This window comes from Comamonas serinivorans (assembly GCF_002158865.1).
GTDB classification, from domain to species: Bacteria; Pseudomonadota; Gammaproteobacteria; order Burkholderiales; family Burkholderiaceae_C; genus Comamonas_E; species Comamonas_E serinivorans.
Genome location: NZ_CP021455.1, coordinates 1,179,520 through 1,200,630, shown reverse-complemented (window position 1 = coordinate 1,200,630; position 21,111 = coordinate 1,179,520). Strand labels below are relative to the sequence as shown.

The following is a 21,111-nucleotide window of genomic DNA, read 5'->3' as shown; positions in this document are numbered from 1 at the left end:
TTTTCTTCTTCTCCTACTTGGCCGGCCAGATCACGAAATACGACATCAGCACGAAGATCCCCAAGATCATCACGAGCGCATATTGGTAGAGGTAACCGCTCTGGAACCAGCGGACCACGCCAGACACCCAGCCGACCACCTTCCACGAGCCGTTCACGATCAGGCCATCGATCAGGCCGCGATCACCCACCTTCCAGAGCAGGCTGCCGATCAGGCGGCCGCCGCGCGCGAAGATGTTCTCGTAGATCCAGTCCACGCCATACTTGTTTTCCAGCAGCTGGTAGACCTTGATCTTCTGGAAGAACGCCTTGAGCTGAGCGGGAATCTCGGGCTTGAGCATGTAGAACACATAGGCGCACAGCACACCGGCCGCGGCCAGGTACAGCGGCGCGGTCATGAAGCCGTGCGTGGTCATGGCCAACACGCCATGGATGTCGTTCGCCAGTTCGGCCATGGCCGGGTGTTTGACCGCGTCCACGAAGATGACGTTCTTGAAGAAGTCGCCGAAGAGGAACTCCATGATCACGTAGCCCGCGCCGATCGATGGGATGGCCAGCAGCACCAGCGGCAGGGTCACCACCCAGGGTGATTCGTGCGGCTTGTCGTCATGGCCGTGACCATGGTGATCGTCGTGGTGGTGATGCGCATCGGGATTCTGGTCGAAGCGCTCTTTGCCATGGAAGACGATGAAGTACACCCGGAACGAGTAGAACGCCGTGATGAACACGCCCGCGAGCACCGCGAAGTAGGCGTAACCGGCACCGAACAAGCCATGTTCAGCCGCAGCGTGAGCGGCCACGATGATCGCGTCCTTCGAGTAGAAGCCGGCGAACAGCGGCGTACCGATCAGGGCCAGGTTCCCAATCAGGAAGGTGAGCCATGTGATGGGCATGTACTTCTTGACGTTGCCCATCCAGCGGATGTCCTGGTTGTGGTGCATGCCGATGATGACCGAGCCGGCACCCAGGAACAGCAAGGCCTTGAAGAAGGCGTGCGTCATGAGGTGGAACACCGCCACGGAGTAGGCCGAGGCGCCCAGGGCCACCGTCATGTACCCCAACTGCGACAGCGTGGAGTACGCAATCACGCGCTTGATGTCGTACTGAATGATGCCCAGGAACCCCATGAACAGGGCCGTGGTCGCGCCGATGACGATGATGAAGCTCAGCGCGGCATCCGACAGCTCGAAGATCGGCGACATGCGCGACACCATGAAGATGCCGGCCGTCACCATGGTGGCGGCGTGAATCAGGGCCGAGATCGGGGTCGGGCCTTCCATGGAGTCGGGCAGCCAGGCGTGCAGCGGGACCTGGGCCGATTTGCCCATGGCACCGATGAACAGGCAGATGCAGATCACCGTCACCAGCATCCAGCCGGTGCCCGGCAGCAGCTGCGTGGCGAACAGGTCGGTACGCGCGAAGATTTCGCTGTAGTTCAGCGTGTTGGTGTAGGCCGCAACCAGGCCGATGCCCAGGATGAAGCCGAAGTCACCGACCCGGTTGACCACGAAGGCCTTCATGTTGGCGAACACGGCCGTGGGCTTCTTGTACCAGAAGCCGATCAACAGGTACGACACCAGGCCCACGGCTTCCCAGCCAAAGAACAGCTGCAGCATGTTGTTGCTCATCACGAGCATCAACATCGAGAACGTGAACAGCGAGATGTACGAGAAGAAGCGGTTGTAGCCTTCGTCGTCGTGCATGTAGCCGATGGTGTAGATGTGCACCATCAGCGAGACCGACGTCACCACCACCATCATCATGGCGGTCAGCGAGTCGACCAGAAAGCCGATCTCCATCTTCAGGCCACCGACCACCATCCAGGTGTAGAGGGTGTCGTTGAAGCTGGCCCCGTGCATGACCTGGTAGAGCGTCCATGCAGAGATGGCGAACGACAGAAACACACCAAGGATGGTGATGCTGTGACACGCGGCACGGCCCAGCAGGTTGCCACCGAGCTTGGTGCCGAACACCCCCGCCAGGATGGAACCCAGCAAAGGCAACAGGGGAACGGCAAGCAACCAGCCTGCCTGGAGGGTTTGATTCATCTTGTTTTAACCCTTCAGAGAATCCAACTCGTCGGCGGCGATGCTGGCGCGGTTGCGGAACAACAGCACCAGGATGGCCAGGCCGATGGCCGACTCAGCCGCAGCGACCGTGAGCACGAAAAACACGAACACCTGACCGTGCATGTCGCCCAGGTAATGGGAGAAGGCAACGAAATTCATGTTCACGGCCAGAAGCATCAGCTCCACCGCCATCAGCAAGACGATGAGGTTCTTGCGGTTCAGGTAAATGCCCACCGTGGCCATGGCGAACAGGATGCCGCCCAAGGTCAGGAAGTGGCCCAATGTGATCTGGCTCATGCCTTCTTCTCCTCTGCGGCCGCGTCGGCCACAGGCTGCGCTTCCGGGGTGGGCGCCATCTTCACCATTTGCAGGCGGTCGCCGGCCTTCACGCGCACTTGCACCGAGGCATCCAACTTTTTGGTGTCCTTGCGACGACGCAGGGTCAGTGCAATGGCCGCCACCATGGCCACCAACAAAATGGCCGCAGCGATCTGAATGGGGTAGAGGTATTGGGTGTAGAGCAGGATGCCAAGGGCCTTGGTGTTGCCAATCTCGTCGCCCATGGGCTGCAGCGGCGCGTCGACCAGGCCGAAGCTGCCCATCAGCACAGTGACCAGCTGCACCACCACAACGGCGCCAATGACCACCGCCACCGGCACTTGCCGCCAGAACCCTTCACGCACGCCATCGATGCGGATGTCCAGCATCATGACCACGAACAGGAACAGCACCATCACGGCGCCCAGGTACACCAGCACCAGCGTGATGGCGAGGAACTCGGCGCGAAGGAGCAGCCACAGGCCAGCGGCCTGCGAGAACGCGAGCATCAGGAACAGCACCGCGTGCACGGGGTTGCGGGCAGTCACGACCCGGAAGGCCGAGAACAGCAGCACCACCGAGAACAGGTAGAAAAATACCGTTGAGAAATTCATGGGTGTCTTCTTCTCGAACGCACGGCGTCAGCGGTACTTCGCATCGGCAGCCTTGGCCGCGGCGATCTCTTGTTCGTAGCGGTCACCCACAGCCAGCAACATGTCCTTGGTGAAGTACAGGTCGCCACGCTTCTCGCCGTGGTATTCCAGGATCTGGGTTTCCACGATGGAGTCCACAGGGCAGCTTTCTTCGCAGAAGCCGCAGAAGATGCACTTGGTCAGGTCGATGTCGTAGCGTGTGGTGCGGCGTTGGCCGTCGTCGCGCACATCCGATTCGATGGTGATGGCCACAGCGGGGCAGACCGCTTCGCACAGCTTGCAGGCGATGCAGCGCTCTTCGCCGTTGTCGTAACGGCGCAGGGCGTGCAGTCCCCGAAACCGCGGGCTCAACGGGGTCTTCTCTTCAGGATACTGAACGGTGACCTTGCGCTTGAAGGTATACCCCCCCGTCAGGCGCATGCCGCCGAACAGCAGTTCAAACAGGGCAAAGCTCTTGACGAAGTCTTTGAGGGAAAAAGGTGTTGCAGCAATCGATGCCATATGTGAACCCTCCGGCCTCAGTGCCAAATGTTGGCAGGCGAGTGGAGCCAAACACCAACCAGCAGCAACCAGATCAAGGTCACCGGAATGAAGATCTTCCAGCCCAGGCGCATGACCTGGTCATAGCGGAAGCGGGGAAAGGCCGCGCGGAACCAGATGAACAGGGACACCACGCAGAACGTCTTGATGGCCAACCAGATCCAGCCCGGGATGAAGGACAGGAACTCGAACGGGGGCAGCCAGCCGCCGAAGAACATGATCACGGCCAGGATGGACACCAGCCACATGCTGGCGTATTCGGCCAGGAAGAAGATGGCAAAGCCCATGCCGGAATACTCGGTCATGTGACCGGCCACCAATTCGGCTTCGCACTCCACCACGTCAAACGGCGGGCGGTTGCACTCGGCCACACCAGACACCATGTAGACCACGAAGATCGGCAGCAGTGGCAGCCAGTTCCACGAGAACATGTTGCCGCCGAAATGATCGCCGCGGCCCTGGCCCATGACGATCTCGGTCAGGTTCAGCGAGCCCGACACCATGATCACCACCAGGAAACAGAAGCCCATGGCGATTTCGTAGCTCACCATCTGGGCCGAGGCACGGATGGCGCCCAGGAAGGAGTACTTCGAGTTCGACGCCCAGCCGGCGATGATCACCCCATAGACCTCGATCGAGGTGATGGCCATGACCAGCAACAGACCTGCGTTGACATTGGCCAAGGCCACGTCCGGCGAAAACGGCACCACCACCCAGGCGGCCAGCGCCGGCATGATGGCCATCAGCGGCCCCAGCAGGAACAAGCCCTTGGAGGACGCCGCTGGGCGGATGATTTCCTTGGTCAGCAGCTTGACCGCGTCCGCGATCGGTTGCAGCAAGCCAAAGGGACCGACCCGGTTCGGGCCATAGCGAACCTGCATCCAGCCGAGCAGCTTGCGCTCCCACAGCGTGAGGTAGGCGACCGCGCCCATCAGGGGCAGTAGCACCACGACGATCTTGATCAAGGTCCAGATCAACACCCACACGGCGTCCGTCCACCACGGCGCAGCAATGAGGCCTGCGCCCCAGTTGTACAGCGCGTCAATCATTGCGCACCTCCCACGGACAGTGCGGCTTGCGCATCACGGCCGTCCTGCGTCGCCTGCAGGGCAGGCGCGCGGCGGACCAATGAATCGAGTTGATACATGGCGGCAACCGCAGGCGCGACGTTCGACGTCGACGCACGCACCGAAGCGTTCGTGCGGTTGCTCAATTGCGTGTCGGTCAGCTGCTGCACGCCATCCCCCAGCGCCGCAGCCAGCACGGCCGGCGAGGCGTCAAAGTCAAACCCGGGCAGTTCCAGCACATTGGCCAATACGCGCAGCACCTTCCATGCAGGACGCGTGTCGCCCAGCGGGCGCACCACGGCGTGGAAACTCTGCACCCGACCTTCGGCGTTGACGAACGTGCCCGAGGTCTCGCTGAACGGCGCGATCGGCAACAACACGTCACTGAATGCCATGTTGGCCTTGAACGGGCTCAAGGTCACCACCATCTCAGCTTGGTCGAGGCCGGCAACGGCCTGAGCACCCAGCGCCGAGTCGAACTCGGGTTCGCAATTGAGCAGGAACGCCGCCTTGAGCCCACCCGCCAGCATCTGCTGCGCATTCAAACCGCCCTCGCCCGGCAGCACGCGCGCGGCCTGCAGCCCCACGGTGTTGGCGGCTTCGGTCAGGAAGCCCACGCTGGCACCCGTCTGCGCACCCAGCCAGTTGGCCAGGGCCAGCAAGCTGTCGGCATTGGGGTGGTGTGCCACCGCATTGCCCAACAGGATGGCGGTTTGCTCGCCAGCCAAGAGGGCTTGGGCGACCTGTGCAGCCTCTTCGCTGTCGGAGGCGTTCACGGGCGCTGCCACGCCTTTGGCCTTGGCCACCGCAGCAGCCACGCTGGCCAGCGCATCCAGCCAAGAGGCTGGTGCAGCCAGTATCACCGAACTCACGTTCATGGCCCAAGCGTGTTGACCACGATACTGCGCCGCGTCCACGATGGCCGCCACCTGGGCGCCACTGCGCGCCGCCTGACGGATGCGCTGCGCAAACAGCGGGTGTTCCTTGCGGAGGTTGGAGCCCAGCACAAGCGCGCCATTCAGATGGCTCAACGAGGCGATCGAACGGCCCAGCCAGCGCACCCCTTCGAACACGCCGAATTGCGCGTGGCGCAGGCGGTGGTCTACGTTGGCGCTGCCCAGCGCACGCATCAGCTGCGCGCCCAGGTGACCTTCCTCCACGGTGGCGTGCGGGCTCACCAGCATGCCGATGCTGTTCGCACCGTGCTCGGCCCGGATCTGCTTGACGCCATTGGCCACGTAGTTGAGCGCGGTCTCCCAATCCACCTCTTTCCAGGCGCCACCCTGCTTGATCATGGGGCGCGTGAGGCGGTCTTCGGAATTCAGGGCTTCGTACGAAAAGCGGTCGCGGTCGGCAATCCAGCACTCGTTCACGGCGTCGTTCTCGAGCGGCACAACGCGCATGACCTTGTGGTTCTTGACCTGGACGATGAGGTTGGCGCCGGTGCTGTCGTGCGGGCTCACGCTCTTGCGACGCGACAACTCCCAGGTCCGCGCCGAATAGCGGAAGGGCTTGCTGGTCAACGCGCCCACGGGGCAGATGTCGATCATGTTGCCCGAGAGTTCCGAATCGATCGTGTCGCCGACAAAGGTTTCGATCTCGGCATGCTCACCACGGTTGGACATGCCCAGTTCCATGTCGCCCGCGATCTCCTGGCCGAAACGCACACAGCGTGTGCAGTGGATGCAGCGGCTCATCTCCTCCATGGAAATCAGCGGCCCCACGTCCTTGGGCACCACCGCGCGCTTTTCTTCCTGGTAGCGCGACGACGAACCGCCATAGCCGACGGCCAGATCCTGCAGCTGACACTCGCCGCCCTGGTCGCAGATGGGGCAATCCAGCGGATGGTTGATCAGCAGGAATTCCATCACCGAGCGCTGGGCCGACACGGCCTTGTCGCTCTTGGTGCGCACGATCATGCCCTGGGTGACTGGTGTGGCGCAGGCCGGCACCGCCTTGGGTGCCTTCTCCACATCAACCAGACACATGCGGCAGTTGGCCGCGATGGACAGCTTCTTGTGATAGCAAAAATGGGGGATGTAGGTGCCAGCCTTGTCAGCCGCATGCATGACCATGCTGCCTTCGGTGACCTCCACCTTCTTGCCGTCGATTTCGACTTCAACCATGAATATCTACCGAATCAGACGTAAGCAGGAACCACACACGACTTGTGTTCGATGTGGTGCTCGAACTCGTGGCGGAAATGTTTCAGCATGCCGCGGACAGGCATGGCCGCTGCGTCACCCAGCGCACAGATCGTGCGTCCCATGATGTTGCCGGCGACGGAATCGAGCAGGTCCATGTCACTGGGCCGGCCTTCGCCCTTCTCGATGCGCTCGACCAGGCGCCACAGCCAGCCCGTGCCCTCGCGGCAGGGAGTGCATTGGCCACAGGACTCGTGCATGTAGAAGTAAGACAGGCGCAGCAGCGACTTCACCATGCACCGCGAGTCGTCCATGACGATGACGGCACCCGAACCCAGCATGGACCCTGCCTTGGAGATGCTGTCGTAGTCCATGTTGGTCTGCATCATGATGTCAGCCGGCAGCACGGGCGCCGACGAGCCACCCGGAATCACGGCCTTGAGCTGACGCCCGGCGCGCACGCCGCCGGCGAGCTCCAGCAGCTTGGCGAACGGCGTCCCCAACGGCACCTCGTAATTGCCGGGACGCTCGACGTCACCGGACACGGAAAAGATCTTGGTGCCGCCCGCGTTGGGCAGACCGATCTCGAGGTACTCCTTGGCGCCATTGCGGATGATCCACGGCACGGCGGCAAAGGTCTCGGTGTTGTTGATGGTGGTGGGCTTGCCGTACAGGCCAAAACTGGCCGGGAACGGCGGCTTGAAGCGGGGTTGACCCTTCTTGCCTTCCAGCGATTCCAGCAAGGCGGTTTCCTCGCCACAGATGTAGGCGCCGAAACCATGGTGGGCATGCAGCTGAAAACTGAAGGTGCTGCCCAGGATGTTGTCCCCCAGGTAACCCGCGGCACGCGCTTCTTCCAGGGCGGCTTCGAAGCGGTCGTACACCTCGAAGATTTCGCCATGGATGTAGTTGTAGGCGACCTTCACCCCCATGGCGTAGGCCGCGATGGCCATGCCTTCGATGACGATGTGGGGGTTGAACATCAGGATGTCGCGGTCCTTGCAGGTGCCCGGCTCGCCCTCGTCCGAATTGCAGACCAGGTACTTGGCGCCCGGGAACTGGCGGGGCATGAAGCTCCACTTCAGGCCCGTCGGGAAACCGGCGCCACCGCGTCCGCGCAGGCCCGACTCCTTGACCGTGGCAATGACCTCGTCCTGCGTCAGACCGGCACCGCCGTCCTGGCCCAGGATCTTGCGCAGCGCCTGGTAGCCACCACGCGCCTCGTAATCCTTGATCGACCAGTTGCTGCCATTCAGACCCTCGTAGATCTGCGGGCCGAGGTGGCGATCGTGGAAGCAGGTTTGCACGCCCGAAGCGGCAAACTGCGACAGAACCTGCTGGGCGTTCATGCTTGGCCCTCCGCCTGGCGCAGCCCGTCGATCAGCTGATCGAGCTTGTCGTCTTCCATGAAGCTGCACATGGTGCGGTCGTTGACCAACATCACGGGCGCGTCGGCGCAGGCACCCAGGCATTCACACTGCTGCAGCGTGAACAAGCCGTCGGCCGTGGTTTCACCGGCATGGATGCCCAGCTTCTTCTCGAGGTGCTCGAGCGCGTGCTGGCCATTGCGCAGCTGGCACGGCAGGTTGGTGCACACGTTGAGCTTGAACTTGCCCACCGGGTGCTGGTTGTACATGTTGTAGAAGGTCGTGACTTCGTGCACGGCCATCGGCGGAATGTCGAGGTATTCCGCCACAGCCTTTTCAGACTCAGCGGAAACCCAACCATACTCCTGCTGAACGATGCTCAGACAGGCCATCACGGCCGATTGGATGCCTTCAGGCGGATATTTGGCCACTTCGCGCGCAAAGCGGGCCTTGGTTGCTTCGGTGATCATCGGTCCACGTCTCCAAACACGATGTCCAGGGTGCTCAGCACCATCACCGCGTCAGACAACATATAGCCCTTGGACATTTCATCCATGGCAGCCAGGTGCACAAAACCTGGCGGGCGAATCTTCAGGCGATACGGCTTGTTGGCACCATCGCTGATCAGGTAGATGCCGAACTCGCCCTTGGGGTGTTCCACGGCCGCGTAGGCCTCGCCTTCCGGCACGTGCATGCCTTCGGTGAAGAGCTTGAAGTGGTGGATCAGCTCTTCCATGTTTTCCTTCATGGACACCCGCGATGGCGGCGCCACCTTGTGGTTGTCCACGATGACCGGACCAGGGTTGGCTTTGAGCCAGTCCACGCACTGCTTGATGATGCGGTTGGACTCGCGCATCTCGGCCACGCGCACCAGGTAACGGTCGTAGCAGTCGCCCGTCTTGCCCACCGGGATGTCGAAATCCATGCGGTCATAGACTTCATAGGGTTGCTTCTTGCGCAGATCCCAGGCAACGCCGGAGCCGCGCAGCATGGGCCCGGTCAGGCCCAGGTTGATGGCGCGATCGGGCTCGATCACGCCGATGCCCACGTTGCGCTGCTTCCAGATGCGGTTGTCGGTCAGCAGGGTTTCGTACTCGTCCACACAGGCCGGAAAGCGCTGCGTGAAGTCGTCGATGAAGTCCAGCAGCGAGCCCTTGCGCAGATCGTTCAGGGCCTCCAGGGCCTTGGCGTTGCGGATCTTGTTCGCCTTGTACTGCGGCATGGTCTCCGGCAGATCGCGGTACACGCCGCCGGGCCGGAAATAGGCCGCGTGCATGCGGGCCCCGGACACGGCCTCGTACATGTCGAACAGGTCTTCCCGCTCACGGAAGGTGTAGATCAGCGCGGTCGACGAACCCGCGTCGTTGCCGCTCGAACCCAGCCACATCAGGTGGTTCATGATGCGGGTGATCTCGGAGAACATCACGCGGATGTACTGCGCCCGGATCGGCACCTCGATGCCCAGCAGCTTTTCGACGGCCAGGCAATACGCGTGCTCGTTGCACATCATGGACACGTAATCCAGGCGGTCCATGTAGGGCAGCGCCTGGATGAAGGTCTTGTGCTCGGCCAGCTTTTCCGTCGCGCGATGCAGCAGACCGATGTGCGGGTCGGCACGTTGCACGACCTCACCATCGAGCTCGAGCACCAGGCGCAGCACGCCGTGCGCTGCGGGATGCTGCGGCCCGAAGTTCAGGGTGTAGTTCTTGATTTCTGCCATGGGAACGTCACAGTCCGCAGTGAGCGGCTCAGTGCAGGCCTCCGTAGTTGTCTTCGCGGATGATGCGGGGCGTGACTTCGCGGGGCTCGATCGACACCGGCTCGTACACCACGCGCTTGCGCTCGGCGTCGAAGCGCATTTCCACATGACCCGACAGCGGGAAGTCCTTGCGGAACGGGTGGCCGATGAAGCCGTAGTCGGTCAGGATGCGACGCAGGTCGTCATGGCCTTCGAACACGATGCCGAACAGGTCGAAGGCTTCGCGCTCGAACCAGTTGGCCGCGGCCCACACGCCACACAGCGTCGGCAGTGCCGGGAACTCGTCATCGGCGCAGAAGGTGCGCACGCGCACGCGCTGGTTCAGGCTCATCGACAGCAGGTGGCTGGTGACGGCAAAACGCAGGCCGTTCCACACGTCGTCGCGGTAGGTGGAGTAATCCACACCACACAGGTCGATCAGCTGTTCAAATTTGCACAGCGCGTGGTCGCGCAGGGTTCGCATGGCCGTGAGGTAGTCGGCAGCCGCCACCGTCACGGTGACTTCGCCACGCGCCAGATGCACGTCTTGCGCCAGGCCACCCAGGGCGTCGGCAATGTTTTGCGCCAGCACTTCGGGCGCGATCGCAGCAACAGTCATGACGTCCTCAGTACCGTGCAATGGAGTTGGTGCGGCGGATCTTCTGCTGCAGCTGAATGATGCCGTAGATGAGCGCCTCGGCCGTCGGCGGGCAGCCCGGCACGTAGACGTCGACCGGCACGATGCGATCGCATCCACGCACCACCGAATAGCTGTAGTGGTAGTAGCCCCCACCGTTGGCGCAAGACCCCATCGAGATGACCCAGCGGGGCTCGGCCATCTGTTCGTACACGCGACGCAAGGCCGGCGCCATCTTGTTGCACAGCGTGCCGGCCACGATCATCAGGTCAGCCTGACGGGGGCTGGCGCGGAACACTTCAGCGCCGAAGCGGCCGATGTCGTAGCGCGCTGCCGCGGCATGCATCATCTCCACCGCGCAGCAGGCCAAACCAAAGGTCACGGGCCAGATCGAGCCAGTCTTGGCCCAGTTCACGACCTTGTCGACTTGCGTGACGACAAAGCCCTTATCCTGCACATCTTCCACCATGGGGCGCTCCTTATCTGCTATGCCGGACGGGACTCACTCCCACTCCAGCGCACCCTTTTTCCATTCGTACACAAAGCCGACCACCAGCACGGTCAGGAAAATGACCACGGCTGCAAAGCCCACGGCACCCACTTCCTTGAGCGCGACGGCCCAGGGCACCAGGAAGGCGATTTCCAGGTCGAACAGGATGAACAAGATGGCGACGAGGTAATAGCGCACATCGAACTTCATGCGCGCGTCTTCGAAGGCCTCGAAGCCACATTCGTAAGGGGCGTTCTTGACGTCACCGGGACGATTGGGCCCAACGAGCGTGCCCACCCCGAGACAGATGGCACCGACCGCCAAGCCAATCACGATGAAAAGAAAAACCGGGAAATAGGCTGAGAGGTCCATCGTGTCGCACTTCAAAGAACGTCCGCCGGGATGAACCCGGCGGATGTTTGTTGTTTGGTGCCGTCGGCGAGACTCGAACTCGCACAGCTTTCGCCACTACCCCCTCAAGATAGCGTGTCTACCAATTTCACCACGACGGCTGATGCTTCAGAAACCGGCCCTGTGGGTAAGGCCTTGTTGGATCAATCTTGTGTTCCTGACAGCTTTAGAGTTTACCCTGAAAAACCCGCAGTTGTCACAAGGTCAAACTTTTTCTTTGTGAGGCCGGCATCCGCCTCACTGACCCGGGATGGCCCCCACACCCGACGCAGCAGGAGCTGGCACGGACGCGGCCGGCGCGGCCACCTCAGAGGCAGTAGGCGCCGGAATGGAAGCCGCAGGCGTCGGCACCGCGGGTGTACTCGCCTCATTGCCGAACACGCTGCCACTGCCCGCCGCACCGCGCTGAGGGCCGCCGGTGGCAGCCAGCGCCAGCGTGGTCGCCAGAAAAACGGTCGCGGCCACAGCCGTCGAACGGGACAGGAAATTGGCACTGCCGGACGCACCGAACAGGCTGCCGGACGAGCCGCTGCCGAAGGCAGCGCCCATGTCGGCGCCCTTGCCGTGCTGCAGCAGGATGAGGCCGATCATCGCCAGGGCAGACGCGATCTGCAGCACCAGCAAAAGGGTTGCAAAAATGGACATGTTCACTCCGAATGTCTGAGCGGGCCGGCCTCACAGGCCAGCCGCGCCGTGCTCAATGCGCAGCCTGCGTGGCCGCACCGATGATGCTGAGGAAGTCGGGGGCCTTGAGCGCCGCACCGCCGATCAGGCCGCCGTCGATGTCAGGCTGAGCCAACAGTTCGGCGGCGTTGCCGGCATTCATGCTGCCGCCGTACAGGATGCGGACCTTGCCCGCATCGGCCACCGCCACCGCCAGCTGCGCGCGCAGCGCGGCATGCACCGCCTGGGCCTGCTCGGGCGTGGCCGTCTTGCCCGTGCCAATGGCCCAGACCGGCTCGTAGGCGACCACGATCTCGCTCACGCATTTGCCGTTCAGGTGTGTGACCGCCGCCAGCTGACGCTTGACCACGGCCTCGGTCTGACCGGCCTCGCGCTCGGCCAGGCTCTCGCCCACGCAGACAATGGGCGTGATGCCCGCCGCCAGCAGGCGCTGCGCCTTGATGGCCACGAGCTCGTCGCCTTCATGCTGATACTGGCGCCGTTCGCTGTGGCCCACGATGGCGTAGCGCACGCCGAATTCCTTCAGCATCGCCGCCGACACATCACCCGTGTAGGCGCCCGTTTCGTGTGCCGAGACATCCTGCGCCCCCAGCGCCACGGCGTTCTGCGCCTGCAGCAAGCCGTGCACCTGCGGCACATACAGCGCCGGCGGGCAGACCGCCACGTCGCAGGCACCCGCAGGCAGGCCCGCCAGAACCGCCTGCACCAACGCGTCGTTGGCCGCCTGGCTGCCGTTCATCTTCCAGTTGCCTGCAATCAACTTGCGCCTCATGCCTTGCTCCAGTCCAGAACGATCTTGCCCATGTGCTGGCCGCTTTCCATCAAGGCATGTGCCTGGGCCGCACCCGTGGTCAAGCCACCCTCCGCCGCGGCGGCACCGTAGACGGTGTCCACCACGGGCTTGAGCCGGCCCGACTCGATCCAGGGCCAGACGGTCTGGCGCAGCGACCGGGCGATTGCCGCCTTGAACGCCACGGGACGCGGCCTCAGCGTGGAGCCCGTCACCGTCAGGCGCTTGCGCAGGATGAGACCGGCGTTCACCTCGGAACGCGTGCCACCCTGCACGGCGATGATGACCAGGCGACCGTCTTCGGCCAGGCTTTTCACCTCGCGCGCCACGTAGTCGCCCGCCACCATGTCAAGGATGACGTCCACGCCCTTGCCGCCCGTGATCTCCAGCGCGCGGGCCTCGAAGTCCTCGGTCTTGTAGTTGATGGCGTGGTCGGCGCCCAGATCCAGACAGGCCTGGCACTTGTCGTCGCTGCCACAGGTCACGATGACCGTGGCACCCGCCGCCTTGCCCAGCTGAATCGCCGTGACGCCAATGCCGCTGGTGCCACCCTGGATCAACAAGGTCTCACCCGCCTGCAGGCGCCCGCGGTCGAACACGTTGCTCCAGACCGTGAAGTAGGTCTCCGGCAGCGACGCAGCGTCGACATCGCTCAAACCCTTCGGCACGGGCAGGCACTGCCCCACCGGCGCCACGCACAGCTCGGCGTAACCACCGCCCGCCACCAGCGCACACACGCGGTCACCGAGCTTGAAGCCGGCTTCACGCAGCGCCGCTTCGTCGCCCGCCACGATGTCACCGGCCACTTCCAGGCCGGGGATGTCGGACGTTCCGGGCGGCACGGGGTAGTTGCCCTTGCGCTGCAACACATCGGGACGGTTCACCCCCGAAGCGCGCACACGGATCAGCAGCTCGCCGACGCCCGGCACAGGATCGGGACGGTCCACCAGCACCAGCTGCTCGGGGCCGCCAACGGATTGAATTTCAATGGCTTTCATGTCAACTCGGGTCTAGGTTGGCATCCTGGTGTTGATTCAACAACAATGGAGTATGGACCAAATGCCGTTGTATACCCAACGGCAATCACCCCATACTCCCTCAGTCATTAATCAACAACACCTTCACTGCTGCTGTTGCTGCTGTTGCTCCGCGCCTTGACGCTCGTCGTCACGCTCCTGGCGTTCGCTGCGTTCGGCGCGCTCCGGGCGCTCGCCACGTTCCACACGGTCGCCACGCTCCGAACGCTCACCACGATCAGAACGCTCGCGGCGCGGACGCTCGCCGCGTTCGCCACGCTCCGAACGCTCACCACGTTCTGCGCGCTCGCCACGGCCGTCATCCAGGCCCTCGGGACGTTCTTGCAACGCCTTCAGCGACAGCTTGATCTGGCCGCGGTCGTTGACCTCGAGCACCTTCACGCGCACGACCTGACCTTCTTGCAGGTAGTCGCTCACCTTTTCCACGCGCTCGTGGGCGATCTGGCTGATGTGCAGCAGACCATCCTTGCCGGGCAGCACGTTGACCAGGGCGCCGAAGTCCAGGATCTTGACGATGGGGCCTTCGTAGACCGAGCCCACTTCCACCTCGGCCGTGATGGCCTCGATGCGCTTCTTGGCCACATCGGCCATGGCCGGGTCGGTCGACGCGATGGTGATGGTGCCGTCTTCGTCGATGTTGATCTGCGTGCCGGTTTCTTCCTGCAGGCCGCGGATGACCGCGCCACCCTTGCCGATCACGTCGCGGATCTTCTCGGGGTTGATCTTGATCGTGGTCAGGCGCGGCGCGAACTCGGACACATCGGCCTTGGCTTCGCCCATGGCCTCCTGCATCTTGCCCAGGATGTGCATGCGCGCTTCCTTGGCCTGCGCCAGGGCGATCTGCATGATGTCCTTGGTGATGCCCTCGATCTTGATGTCCATCTGCAAGGCGGTGATGCCGTTGGTCGTGCCGGCCACCTTGAAGTCCATGTCGCCCAGGTGGTCCTCATCGCCCAGGATGTCGGTCAGCACGGCAAAGCGGTTGCCGTCCTTGATCAGACCCATGGCGATGCCGGCCACGTGCGCCTTCATGGGCACGCCGGCGTCCATCATCGACAGGCAGCCGCCGCAGACCGACGCCATCGACGACGAGCCATTGGATTCGGTGATCTCGGACACCACGCGCACGGTGTAGGGGAACTCGTCCTTGCTCGGCAGCACCGCCACCAGGGCGCGCTTGGCCAGGCGTCCGTGGCCGACTTCGCGGCGCTTGGTCGAGCCCATGCGGCCGACTTCGCCCGTGGCGAAGGGAGGCATGTTGTAGTGGAACAGGAAGCGGTCTTCGAACTCGCCGGCCAGCGCGTCGATGCGCTGCGCATCGCGCTCGGTGCCCAGCGTGGTGACGACCAGGGCCTGCGTCTCGCCGCGCGTGAACAGGGCCGAGCCATGGGTGCGCGGCAGCACGGAGTTGCGGATCTCGATCGGGCGCACGGTGCGCGTGTCGCGGCCGTCGATGCGGGGTTCGCCTTCCAGGATCTGGCCGCGCACGATGCGGGCTTCGATCTCGAACAGCAGGCCTTCCACCTTCACGGCGTCGAAGGTCACGCCCTCGTCCTTCAGCGCGGCCAGCACATCGGCCTGTGCCTGACGCAGGGCTTGCGTGCGGGCCTGCTTGCTGCGGATCTGGTAGGCCGCACGCAGCTTGTCTTCGGCCAGCGCGCCGACTTTGGCGACGAAAGCCTCGTCCTTGACTTCGGGCGCCCAGGCGCCGTTTTCGACCCACAGGGGCTTGCCGGCTTCGCGCACCAGTTCGTGGATGGCCTCAATGGCGATCTTGCCTTGCTCATGACCAAAGACCACGGCGCCCAGCATGACGTCTTCGGGCAACTGCTGCGCTTCCGACTCGACCATCAGCACGGCCTGCTCGGTGCCGGCCACCACCAGGTCCAGCTTGCTGCTCTTGCGCGCGGTCTGGCCCGGGTTCAGCACGTATTCGTTGTTGATGTAGCCCACGCGCGCGGCGCCAATGGGGCCGTTGAACGGAATACCGGAAATCGACAGCGCGGCCGACACGGCGATCATGGCGGCGATGTCGGCATCCACTTCGGGATTCAGCGACACGGTGTGGATCACCACGTGCACTTCGTTGAAGAAGCCTTCAGGGAACAGCGGGCGGATCGGGCGGTCGATCAGGCGGCTGGTCAGCGTTTCCAGTTCGCTGGGCTTGGCTTCACGCTTGAAGAAGCTGCCGGGGATCTTGCCGGCTGCGTAGGTCTTCTCGATGTAATCGACGGTCAGCGGGAAGAAGTCCTGACCGGGCTTGGCGTTTTTGGAGGCCACGACCGTGGCCAGCACCACCGTGCCGTCGATGTTGACGAGCACCGCGCCCGTGGCCTGGCGGGCCACTTCGCCCGTTTCCATGACGACGGTCTTGCCGCCCCACTCGAAGGTCTTGGTGATTTTGTTGAACATGGACATGTGTGTGCTCCTGGATGCAGGTTGTCCGGAATCCGCGTGGACCGCGGCCATCACCAGTCAGAACACGATGCCATTCCAGCAAGACCGTGGGGGACGATCCTGTTGGAATGACACAGCTTCGCTCTGCAAGGCGCCGGAATTCGGAAGGTTGAAGTAAAAAACGCCTGAGCTAGACCTAACCCAGGCGTTTCGGCAGGCGCAATCCCGCGGCCACAGCCCTCGATCAGCCGATGCCACGCGTTCATGAACGGCCGGGGCTGTTCGATCACGCCGTCGAGGGTCGTGGTGCAGGGATTACTTGCGCAGACCCAACTTGGCGATCAGCGCCAGGTAACGGTCGGCGTCTTTCTGCTTCAGGTAGTCGAGCAGCTTGCGACGACGGCTCACCATGCGCAGCAGGCCGCGACGACCGTGGTGGTCCTTGGCGTGCTGCTTGAAGTGAGGCGTCAGCTCGTTGATGCGAGCGGTCAGGATGGCCACTTGCACTTCGGGGCTGCCCGTGTCGTTGGCAGCGCGGGCGTTGTCTTTGACAACCTGAGCCTTGTTTTCGGCAGAAATCATGAGTATTTCCAGTGTTCCAATCTGTTTGACTTGCGGCGTGGGCCGGAACTGCTCACGCCGTGCGCCTTGCGACAGGCAAAGCCCGAAGATTATAGCAGCGCGGGCTTTGGGCCGTGGCTGGCCCGGCCGAAGCGAGCGTTTCCCGCGCAGGGGGCGCCTGGCAGCGTTGGCACGTCCCGACGCCTTGGCACAGGCCATGGGCGACACAGGCATCGCTGCCAACCGTCACGCAGGCGCCACACCGGCGGCCAGCCAGCGCCTCCTGAGGCGTAGTCCCCTCCCGTTCTGCATGGGACAGGCGCACAATTGAGGGATTTCCCTGATTTTTCGCCCCTTTTCCGCATCGTTCCCGGGGGCACCACCGCCATGTTCAAGCCCCGCTGGTCGCCCTTCATCTGGATCTGCTACGCCATGTGCGTCGGCGTCATGGGGACGGCCTTGGCGAGCCCGCTCTACCCGCTGTATCAGGCGCAATGGGGCTTGCGCACCAGCACGCTCACGCAGCTGTTCGTGGTCTACATGTTTGGCGCCATGGCCAGCCTGCTGTTTTTGGGGCGAGCCACGCAGCGCTTCGGGTTTCTGCCGGTGCTGCGCATCGGCCTGTTCACCATGACAGGCGGGGTGCTGCTGTCCATGCTGTCCAACGGGCCGGGGCTGTTTGCCGTCAGCCGCACCTTGATCGGCCTGGCCTCCGGCATGATCACCACCTCCTCGGCCATCGGCCTGGTGCGCGTCGCACGCAGCGCCGATCCCAAGCGCACGTCGGCGGCGATCACCGTCATCATGACGCTGGGCTTTGGCATGGGCCCGCTGCTGGGCGGCCTCATGGCACAGATTGCGCCCTGGCCGCTGCGCTCGGCCTACCTGCCCACCCTGCTCATGGGCGCCCTGGCCTGCCATGCCCTGTTCAAGGTGCGCGCCATCCCGCGACACCACGCGCCGGCCAACTTGCCTCAGGGCTGGTCGCTCTGGCTGCCGCGCCTGGCCTTGCCGGCCGACCTGCGCCTGCGCCGCTACTTCTGGCTGGGCGCCGCGGGCGCATTCAGCTCGTTCGGCCTGTTCAGCCTCTATGCCTCGCTGGCGCCCAGCTTCATGCAAAAGCTGCTGCCCTGGAGCGGCCCGCTGGTCGGCGGCCTCTCCATCGCCACCATCCTGTTCCTGTCGGCGGGCGTGCAGCTGGCGGCCCGGCCGTTTGCCAACAAGCAGATCGTGCTGGTGAGTGCCTGCGCCATGGTGGCGGCCAACCTGGTGCTGCTGGCGACGAATGAGCTGGGCTCGCCGCTGTTGTTCGCGGCCTCGGTGCTGGTGACCGCGCTGGCCCACGGTCTGGCCAACGTCGGCGGCATGGCCGTGATCCAGAAGATCTGCACCGACGCCGAGCGCCCGACCATCCTGGCGTCCTACCTGGTGGTGGGCTACCTGGGCACCATCGTGCCCATCCTGGCCGTCGGGTGGCTGACCGACCTCATCGGCCTGACCCACGCCCTGGACGTGTTCACCGTCGTCATGGCCCTGTTGAGCGCCGCGATTGCCACCCTGGTGTGGCGCACCCCGCCTCTGCTGGTGGCGCCGGGTTTGCCGCCCGCCTGAGCACCGGCGCTCACGGCACGCCGTTTCGTGGTTCAGCCTGGGTAGGCAGCCATGGCCGCTGCGATGATGCAACCCCATCAGTATGGGGGTATGGGCGAGTTTCCGTTATCTTGAAAACGGTAGTCACCGCATACTCCCATTTCAGTCCAACACAACGAGACTGCCCTCGCCTCACGTCCGCAAGGTCAGCACCACGGGCGCATGGTCGCTGGGCTTGCTCCACTTGCGCGGCGTGCGGTCCACGCTGCAGGCCTCCACGCGGTCTTTCAGCGCGGCGCTGACCAGCACGTGGTCGATGCGCAAACCGCGGTTTTTCTGGAAGCCCAACATGCGGTAGTCCCACCACGAAAAGGTCTTGGGCGGGTGCTCGAACAGGCGGAAGGCATCCACCAGCCCCAGGTCCAGCAGGCCCTGGAAATGCGCACGCTCCTCGTCGGTGTGGTGGATCGTGCCCGCGAGCCCGATCGGGTCGAAGCTGTCGCGGTCTTCGGGCGCGATGTTGAAATCGCCCATCAGGACGAGGCGCGGGTGCTGCGCCAGCTCGGCCTTCACCCAGGCCTGCAGGGCGTCCAGCCAGCGCATCTTGTAGGCGAACTTGTCGCTGCCGGGCTCCTGCCCGTTGACGAAGTAGGCGTTGACAACGCGGATGTCGCCCTCGGGGTGCGGCACGCTGGCCGCGATCACGCGCGCGCTTTCATCGTCAAAGCCGGGGATGTTGCGCTGCACCGCCGTCAGGCCGCCGGGCGACAGCAGCGCCACCCCGTTGTAGGTCTTCTGGCCAAAGGCCTGCGCCGCATAGCCCGCATCCTGCAGGGCCTGAAACGGGAATTTGTCGTCGGTGCACTTGAGCTCCTGCAGCCCCAGCACATCGACCGGGTTGGCCGCCAGCCAGTCGATCACATGGGGCAAGCGCGCCGTCAGCGAGTTCACGTTCCAGGTGGCTAGACGCATGAGGACTCCAAGGGGGTGGTGGACAAGCGGTGGATTGTCCCATTGCCCGCCACCGCGCTGGCGCCACGGCAGACCACCCCGTGCACCCGGCTGTCGCCACAGCCGGCGCCTGAGCACCTCAGCCCGATACAGGGCCGCCAGCTCGGCCAGCCCCCCTCGGCCCGGCTGATGGGCGGTTCATGGCCCAGCTCTGCGCGGGCCTTGCCAATGTCCAAGCACCTCCGCCGAGGTGGCCAGCGCCTGCCGCGTCACGGGCGGCTGCCAACGCCCACCCGTCCAGGCCGCCCGCCACCGTCGGCACCTGCCAGCCCGGCACTTCGCGCGTTGGCGCCTGCTGGCCCTGGCTGTCCAGCAGGGGGTAGCAAGTCAGAACTGCGCTGCGATGCTCAGCCCCCCGGCGCCACGTGTCGTGTGATGCGGCACCCGCTTCCGCGCACCACGTCCTGCAAAAAGCCCACCATGCAGCCAGCAACAGCGATGACCCGCAGGCCGCCGCTCGCCCTGCCGTCACAGCGGTGGCGCGTGCGCCGCACCGGCCTCCGTCACAATGGCTTTTCGCCCGCCGTCACCCGGCGGCCCGCCACCAGCCCGTCGCATCCCATGACCCCACACGCCGTGGTCATCGCCAACTTTGTCCAGGCCTGCTGCTGGCAGCTGGACCGCGCGCCCCAGGCCGGCGAAACCCGGCGGGCCTACGGTTTTCACAGCGAAGCGGGCGGCAAGGGTCTGAACGTCGCCATTGCGCTGCAACGCCTGGGTGCGCGGGTCACGCCCATCCTGGCCCACGGCCGCGATGCCGCCGGCGACCAGCTTCGCGCCCTGCTGCAGGCCGAGGGCCTGCCCTTGGACCACGTGCATGCGCTGCCACACCCCTCGGGCTGGGGCGCCGGGTTCATCGAGCCCGACGGCCAATGCCGCATCGCGGTGTTCCCGGGCGCCAACGACCATTTGAGCGCCGCCCACGTGGGCCAGGCGGCGCACGCCATCGCCCAGGCCACCGTGGTGTATGGGCAGTTCGAGGTGGCCTTGGATGCGGTGGTCGAGGCCCTGCGGCTGGCCCGGCAGGCCGGCGTGTTGACGGTGCTGAACCCCTCGCCCTGGCAGGCTGTGCCCGCCACGCTGCGCGAGGTGGTGCACACCTACCTCGTCAACGAAAGCGAGGCCGAACAGCTGCTGGACCAACCCTGGCCCGCGCGCGACACCGCGGATTGGCCCGCCACGCTCGCGCATCACCTGCAGGCGTCGGTGCAGGCGTTCTGGCAGCGCCACCCGGGCGCGCAGGCGCTGGTCGTCACGCTGGGCGAGCACGGCTGTCTGGCCTGGACACGCGGGCAAGCCCACGCCCTGGTGGCTCCCGGTCTACCCGCTGCGCCCGGAGGCGATGCCGTGGGCTGTGGCGACGCCTTTGCCGCCGGCTTTTGCTGGGCGCGCGCGCAGGGCGCCGATCTGCCCGCGGCCCTGGCCCTGGGCAACCAATGCGGCGCCCACCTGGCCTCGCACGTCGGCGTGCTGCAGGCCTTGCCCGATCAGGCCTGGCTCAGCCGTGTGATGCCACCGGGGTGACCCTGCCGCGGGCTCGGCGCCCACGGTCTTTGCCGGTGCCATGCAGACCTGGGCACCGGACACCCGTCGCGCCGGTGTCTACGG

At 64.4% G+C, this 21,111-nt stretch carries 20 protein-coding genes and 1 tRNA gene; 2 read left to right on the top strand and 19 right to left on the bottom strand.

What is annotated here, in order from left to right:
- Positions 1–13 precede the first annotated feature (13 nt).
- The 18 genes from nuoL to rpsO all read right to left on the bottom strand — a co-directional run bounded on the left by nuoL (position 14) and on the right by rpsO (position 16,923).
- Positions 14–2,047, bottom strand: a complete 2,034-nt coding sequence (nuoL, locus tag CCO03_RS05050) for an NADH-quinone oxidoreductase subunit L (RefSeq protein WP_087278059.1) — start codon at positions 2,045–2,047, stop codon at positions 14–16.
- A 6-nt stretch (positions 2,048–2,053) separates the two neighbouring features.
- On the bottom strand, positions 2,054–2,365 hold the full coding sequence (gene nuoK, locus CCO03_RS05045) for an NADH-quinone oxidoreductase subunit NuoK (protein ID WP_087278056.1): 312 nt from the start codon (positions 2,363–2,365) through the stop codon (positions 2,054–2,056).
- Positions 2,362–3,000 (bottom strand): NADH-quinone oxidoreductase subunit J, encoded by a 639-nt coding sequence (locus tag CCO03_RS05040; protein WP_087278053.1) that lies wholly within the window; start codon positions 2,998–3,000, stop codon positions 2,362–2,364. Before CCO03_RS05040 ends, nuoK begins: the two co-directional genes overlap by 4 nt.
- A gap of 27 nt (positions 3,001–3,027) precedes the next feature.
- Complete coding sequence (gene nuoI / locus CCO03_RS05035; protein WP_087278049.1) at positions 3,028–3,540, bottom strand: NADH-quinone oxidoreductase subunit NuoI; 513 nt, start codon at positions 3,538–3,540, stop codon at positions 3,028–3,030.
- Between the two features lie 17 nt (positions 3,541–3,557).
- On the bottom strand, positions 3,558–4,628 hold the full coding sequence (gene nuoH / locus CCO03_RS05030) for an NADH-quinone oxidoreductase subunit NuoH (RefSeq protein WP_087278046.1): 1,071 nt from the start codon (positions 4,626–4,628) through the stop codon (positions 3,558–3,560).
- Positions 4,625–6,772, bottom strand: coding sequence for an NADH-quinone oxidoreductase subunit NuoG (gene nuoG, locus CCO03_RS05025; RefSeq protein ID WP_087278043.1), 2,148 nt, complete (start codon positions 6,770–6,772; stop codon positions 4,625–4,627). The genes nuoH and nuoG overlap by 4 nt, the downstream gene beginning before the upstream one ends.
- A gap of 14 nt (positions 6,773–6,786) precedes the next feature.
- Positions 6,787–8,139, bottom strand: a complete 1,353-nt coding sequence (gene nuoF / locus CCO03_RS05020; RefSeq protein ID WP_087278039.1) for an NADH-quinone oxidoreductase subunit NuoF — start codon at positions 8,137–8,139, stop codon at positions 6,787–6,789.
- The gene (gene nuoE / locus CCO03_RS05015; RefSeq protein ID WP_087278037.1) at positions 8,136–8,627 is read right to left on the bottom strand and encodes an NADH-quinone oxidoreductase subunit NuoE; all 492 of its coding nucleotides are present in this window, start codon (positions 8,625–8,627) and stop codon (positions 8,136–8,138) included. Before nuoE ends, nuoF begins: the two co-directional genes overlap by 4 nt.
- Positions 8,624–9,877, bottom strand: coding sequence for an NADH-quinone oxidoreductase subunit D (locus CCO03_RS05010; protein WP_087278034.1), 1,254 nt, complete (start codon positions 9,875–9,877; stop codon positions 8,624–8,626). The genes nuoE and CCO03_RS05010 overlap by 4 nt, the downstream gene beginning before the upstream one ends.
- 28 nt (positions 9,878–9,905) lie before the next feature.
- Positions 9,906–10,514 (bottom strand): NADH-quinone oxidoreductase subunit C, encoded by a 609-nt coding sequence (locus tag CCO03_RS05005; protein WP_087278032.1) that lies wholly within the window; start codon positions 10,512–10,514, stop codon positions 9,906–9,908.
- Positions 10,515–10,521: 7 nt separating this feature from the next.
- Positions 10,522–11,001 carry a NuoB/complex I 20 kDa subunit family protein gene (locus CCO03_RS05000; protein ID WP_087278029.1) on the bottom strand — a complete coding sequence of 160 codons (480 nt, stop codon included), beginning with the start codon at positions 10,999–11,001 and terminating at the stop codon, positions 10,522–10,524.
- Positions 11,002–11,034: 33 nt separating this feature from the next.
- Complete coding sequence (locus CCO03_RS04995) at positions 11,035–11,394, bottom strand: NADH-quinone oxidoreductase subunit A (RefSeq protein ID WP_087278026.1); 360 nt, start codon at positions 11,392–11,394, stop codon at positions 11,035–11,037.
- Between the two features lie 55 nt (positions 11,395–11,449).
- A tRNA-Leu gene (locus tag CCO03_RS04990) sits at positions 11,450–11,534 on the bottom strand.
- A gap of 136 nt (positions 11,535–11,670) precedes the next feature.
- On the bottom strand, positions 11,671–12,078 hold the full coding sequence (gene secG, locus CCO03_RS04985; protein ID WP_087284205.1) for a preprotein translocase subunit SecG: 408 nt from the start codon (positions 12,076–12,078) through the stop codon (positions 11,671–11,673).
- A gap of 52 nt (positions 12,079–12,130) precedes the next feature.
- Entirely contained in the window at positions 12,131–12,889 is a 759-nt protein-coding gene (tpiA, locus tag CCO03_RS04980) for a triose-phosphate isomerase (protein WP_087278023.1), read from the bottom strand.
- Complete coding sequence (locus CCO03_RS04975) at positions 12,886–13,905, bottom strand: NAD(P)H-quinone oxidoreductase (protein ID WP_087278020.1); 1,020 nt, start codon at positions 13,903–13,905, stop codon at positions 12,886–12,888. The genes tpiA and CCO03_RS04975 overlap by 4 nt, the downstream gene beginning before the upstream one ends.
- 123 nt (positions 13,906–14,028) lie before the next feature.
- Positions 14,029–16,362 (bottom strand): polyribonucleotide nucleotidyltransferase, encoded by a 2,334-nt coding sequence (gene pnp, locus CCO03_RS04970; protein ID WP_087278018.1) that lies wholly within the window; start codon positions 16,360–16,362, stop codon positions 14,029–14,031.
- 294 nt (positions 16,363–16,656) lie between these two features.
- The gene (rpsO, locus tag CCO03_RS04965; RefSeq protein WP_087278015.1) at positions 16,657–16,923 is read right to left on the bottom strand and encodes a 30S ribosomal protein S15; all 267 of its coding nucleotides are present in this window, start codon (positions 16,921–16,923) and stop codon (positions 16,657–16,659) included.
- Between the two features lie 366 nt (positions 16,924–17,289).
- On the opposite strand from rpsO, the gene CCO03_RS04960 reads away from it, so the two are divergent.
- Positions 17,290–18,513: an MFS transporter gene (locus CCO03_RS04960; protein ID WP_236904033.1), complete on the top strand. Its 1,224-nt coding sequence runs from the start codon at positions 17,290–17,292 to the stop codon at positions 18,511–18,513.
- 171 nt (positions 18,514–18,684) lie between these two features.
- Here CCO03_RS04960 and xth read toward each other — a convergent pair whose 3' ends face one another.
- Positions 18,685–19,464: an exodeoxyribonuclease III gene (gene xth, locus CCO03_RS04955; protein ID WP_087278012.1), complete on the bottom strand. Its 780-nt coding sequence runs from the start codon at positions 19,462–19,464 to the stop codon at positions 18,685–18,687.
- A gap of 600 nt (positions 19,465–20,064) precedes the next feature.
- Here xth and CCO03_RS19505 point away from each other — a divergent pair.
- Positions 20,065–21,027: a PfkB family carbohydrate kinase gene (locus CCO03_RS19505; RefSeq protein ID WP_157667508.1), complete on the top strand. Its 963-nt coding sequence runs from the start codon at positions 20,065–20,067 to the stop codon at positions 21,025–21,027.
- Positions 21,028–21,111 lie beyond the last annotated feature (84 nt).

Coding starts and splice junctions, on each gene's coding strand:
- nuoL (WP_087278059.1), bottom strand. CDS start 2,047: ATGAATCAAACCCTCCAGGCAGGCTGGTTGCTTGCCGTTCCCCTGTTG.
- nuoK (WP_087278056.1), bottom strand. CDS start 2,365: ATGAGCCAGATCACATTGGGCCACTTCCTGACCTTGGGCGGCATCCTG.
- CCO03_RS05040 (WP_087278053.1), bottom strand. CDS start 3,000: ATGAATTTCTCAACGGTATTTTTCTACCTGTTCTCGGTGGTGCTGCTG.
- nuoI (WP_087278049.1), bottom strand. CDS start 3,540: ATGGCATCGATTGCTGCAACACCTTTTTCCCTCAAAGACTTCGTCAAG.
- nuoH (WP_087278046.1), bottom strand. CDS start 4,628: ATGATTGACGCGCTGTACAACTGGGGCGCAGGCCTCATTGCTGCGCCG.
- nuoG (WP_087278043.1), bottom strand. CDS start 6,772: ATGGTTGAAGTCGAAATCGACGGCAAGAAGGTGGAGGTCACCGAAGGC.
- nuoF (WP_087278039.1), bottom strand. CDS start 8,139: ATGAACGCCCAGCAGGTTCTGTCGCAGTTTGCCGCTTCGGGCGTGCAA.
- nuoE (WP_087278037.1), bottom strand. CDS start 8,627: ATGATCACCGAAGCAACCAAGGCCCGCTTTGCGCGCGAAGTGGCCAAA.
- CCO03_RS05010 (WP_087278034.1), bottom strand. CDS start 9,877: ATGGCAGAAATCAAGAACTACACCCTGAACTTCGGGCCGCAGCATCCC.
- CCO03_RS05005 (WP_087278032.1), bottom strand. CDS start 10,514: ATGACTGTTGCTGCGATCGCGCCCGAAGTGCTGGCGCAAAACATTGCC.
- CCO03_RS05000 (WP_087278029.1), bottom strand. CDS start 11,001: ATGGTGGAAGATGTGCAGGATAAGGGCTTTGTCGTCACGCAAGTCGAC.
- CCO03_RS04995 (WP_087278026.1), bottom strand. CDS start 11,394: ATGGACCTCTCAGCCTATTTCCCGGTTTTTCTTTTCATCGTGATTGGC.
- secG (WP_087284205.1), bottom strand. CDS start 12,078: ATGTCCATTTTTGCAACCCTTTTGCTGGTGCTGCAGATCGCGTCTGCC.
- tpiA (WP_087278023.1), bottom strand. CDS start 12,889: ATGAGGCGCAAGTTGATTGCAGGCAACTGGAAGATGAACGGCAGCCAG.
- CCO03_RS04975 (WP_087278020.1), bottom strand. CDS start 13,905: ATGAAAGCCATTGAAATTCAATCCGTTGGCGGCCCCGAGCAGCTGGTG.
- pnp (WP_087278018.1), bottom strand. CDS start 16,362: ATGTCCATGTTCAACAAAATCACCAAGACCTTCGAGTGGGGCGGCAAG.
- rpsO (WP_087278015.1), bottom strand. CDS start 16,923: ATGATTTCTGCCGAAAACAAGGCTCAGGTTGTCAAAGACAACGCCCGC.
- CCO03_RS04960 (WP_236904033.1), top strand. CDS start 17,290: ATGTTCAAGCCCCGCTGGTCGCCCTTCATCTGGATCTGCTACGCCATG.
- xth (WP_087278012.1), bottom strand. CDS start 19,464: ATGCGTCTAGCCACCTGGAACGTGAACTCGCTGACGGCGCGCTTGCCC.
- CCO03_RS19505 (WP_157667508.1), top strand. CDS start 20,065: ATGACCCCACACGCCGTGGTCATCGCCAACTTTGTCCAGGCCTGCTGC.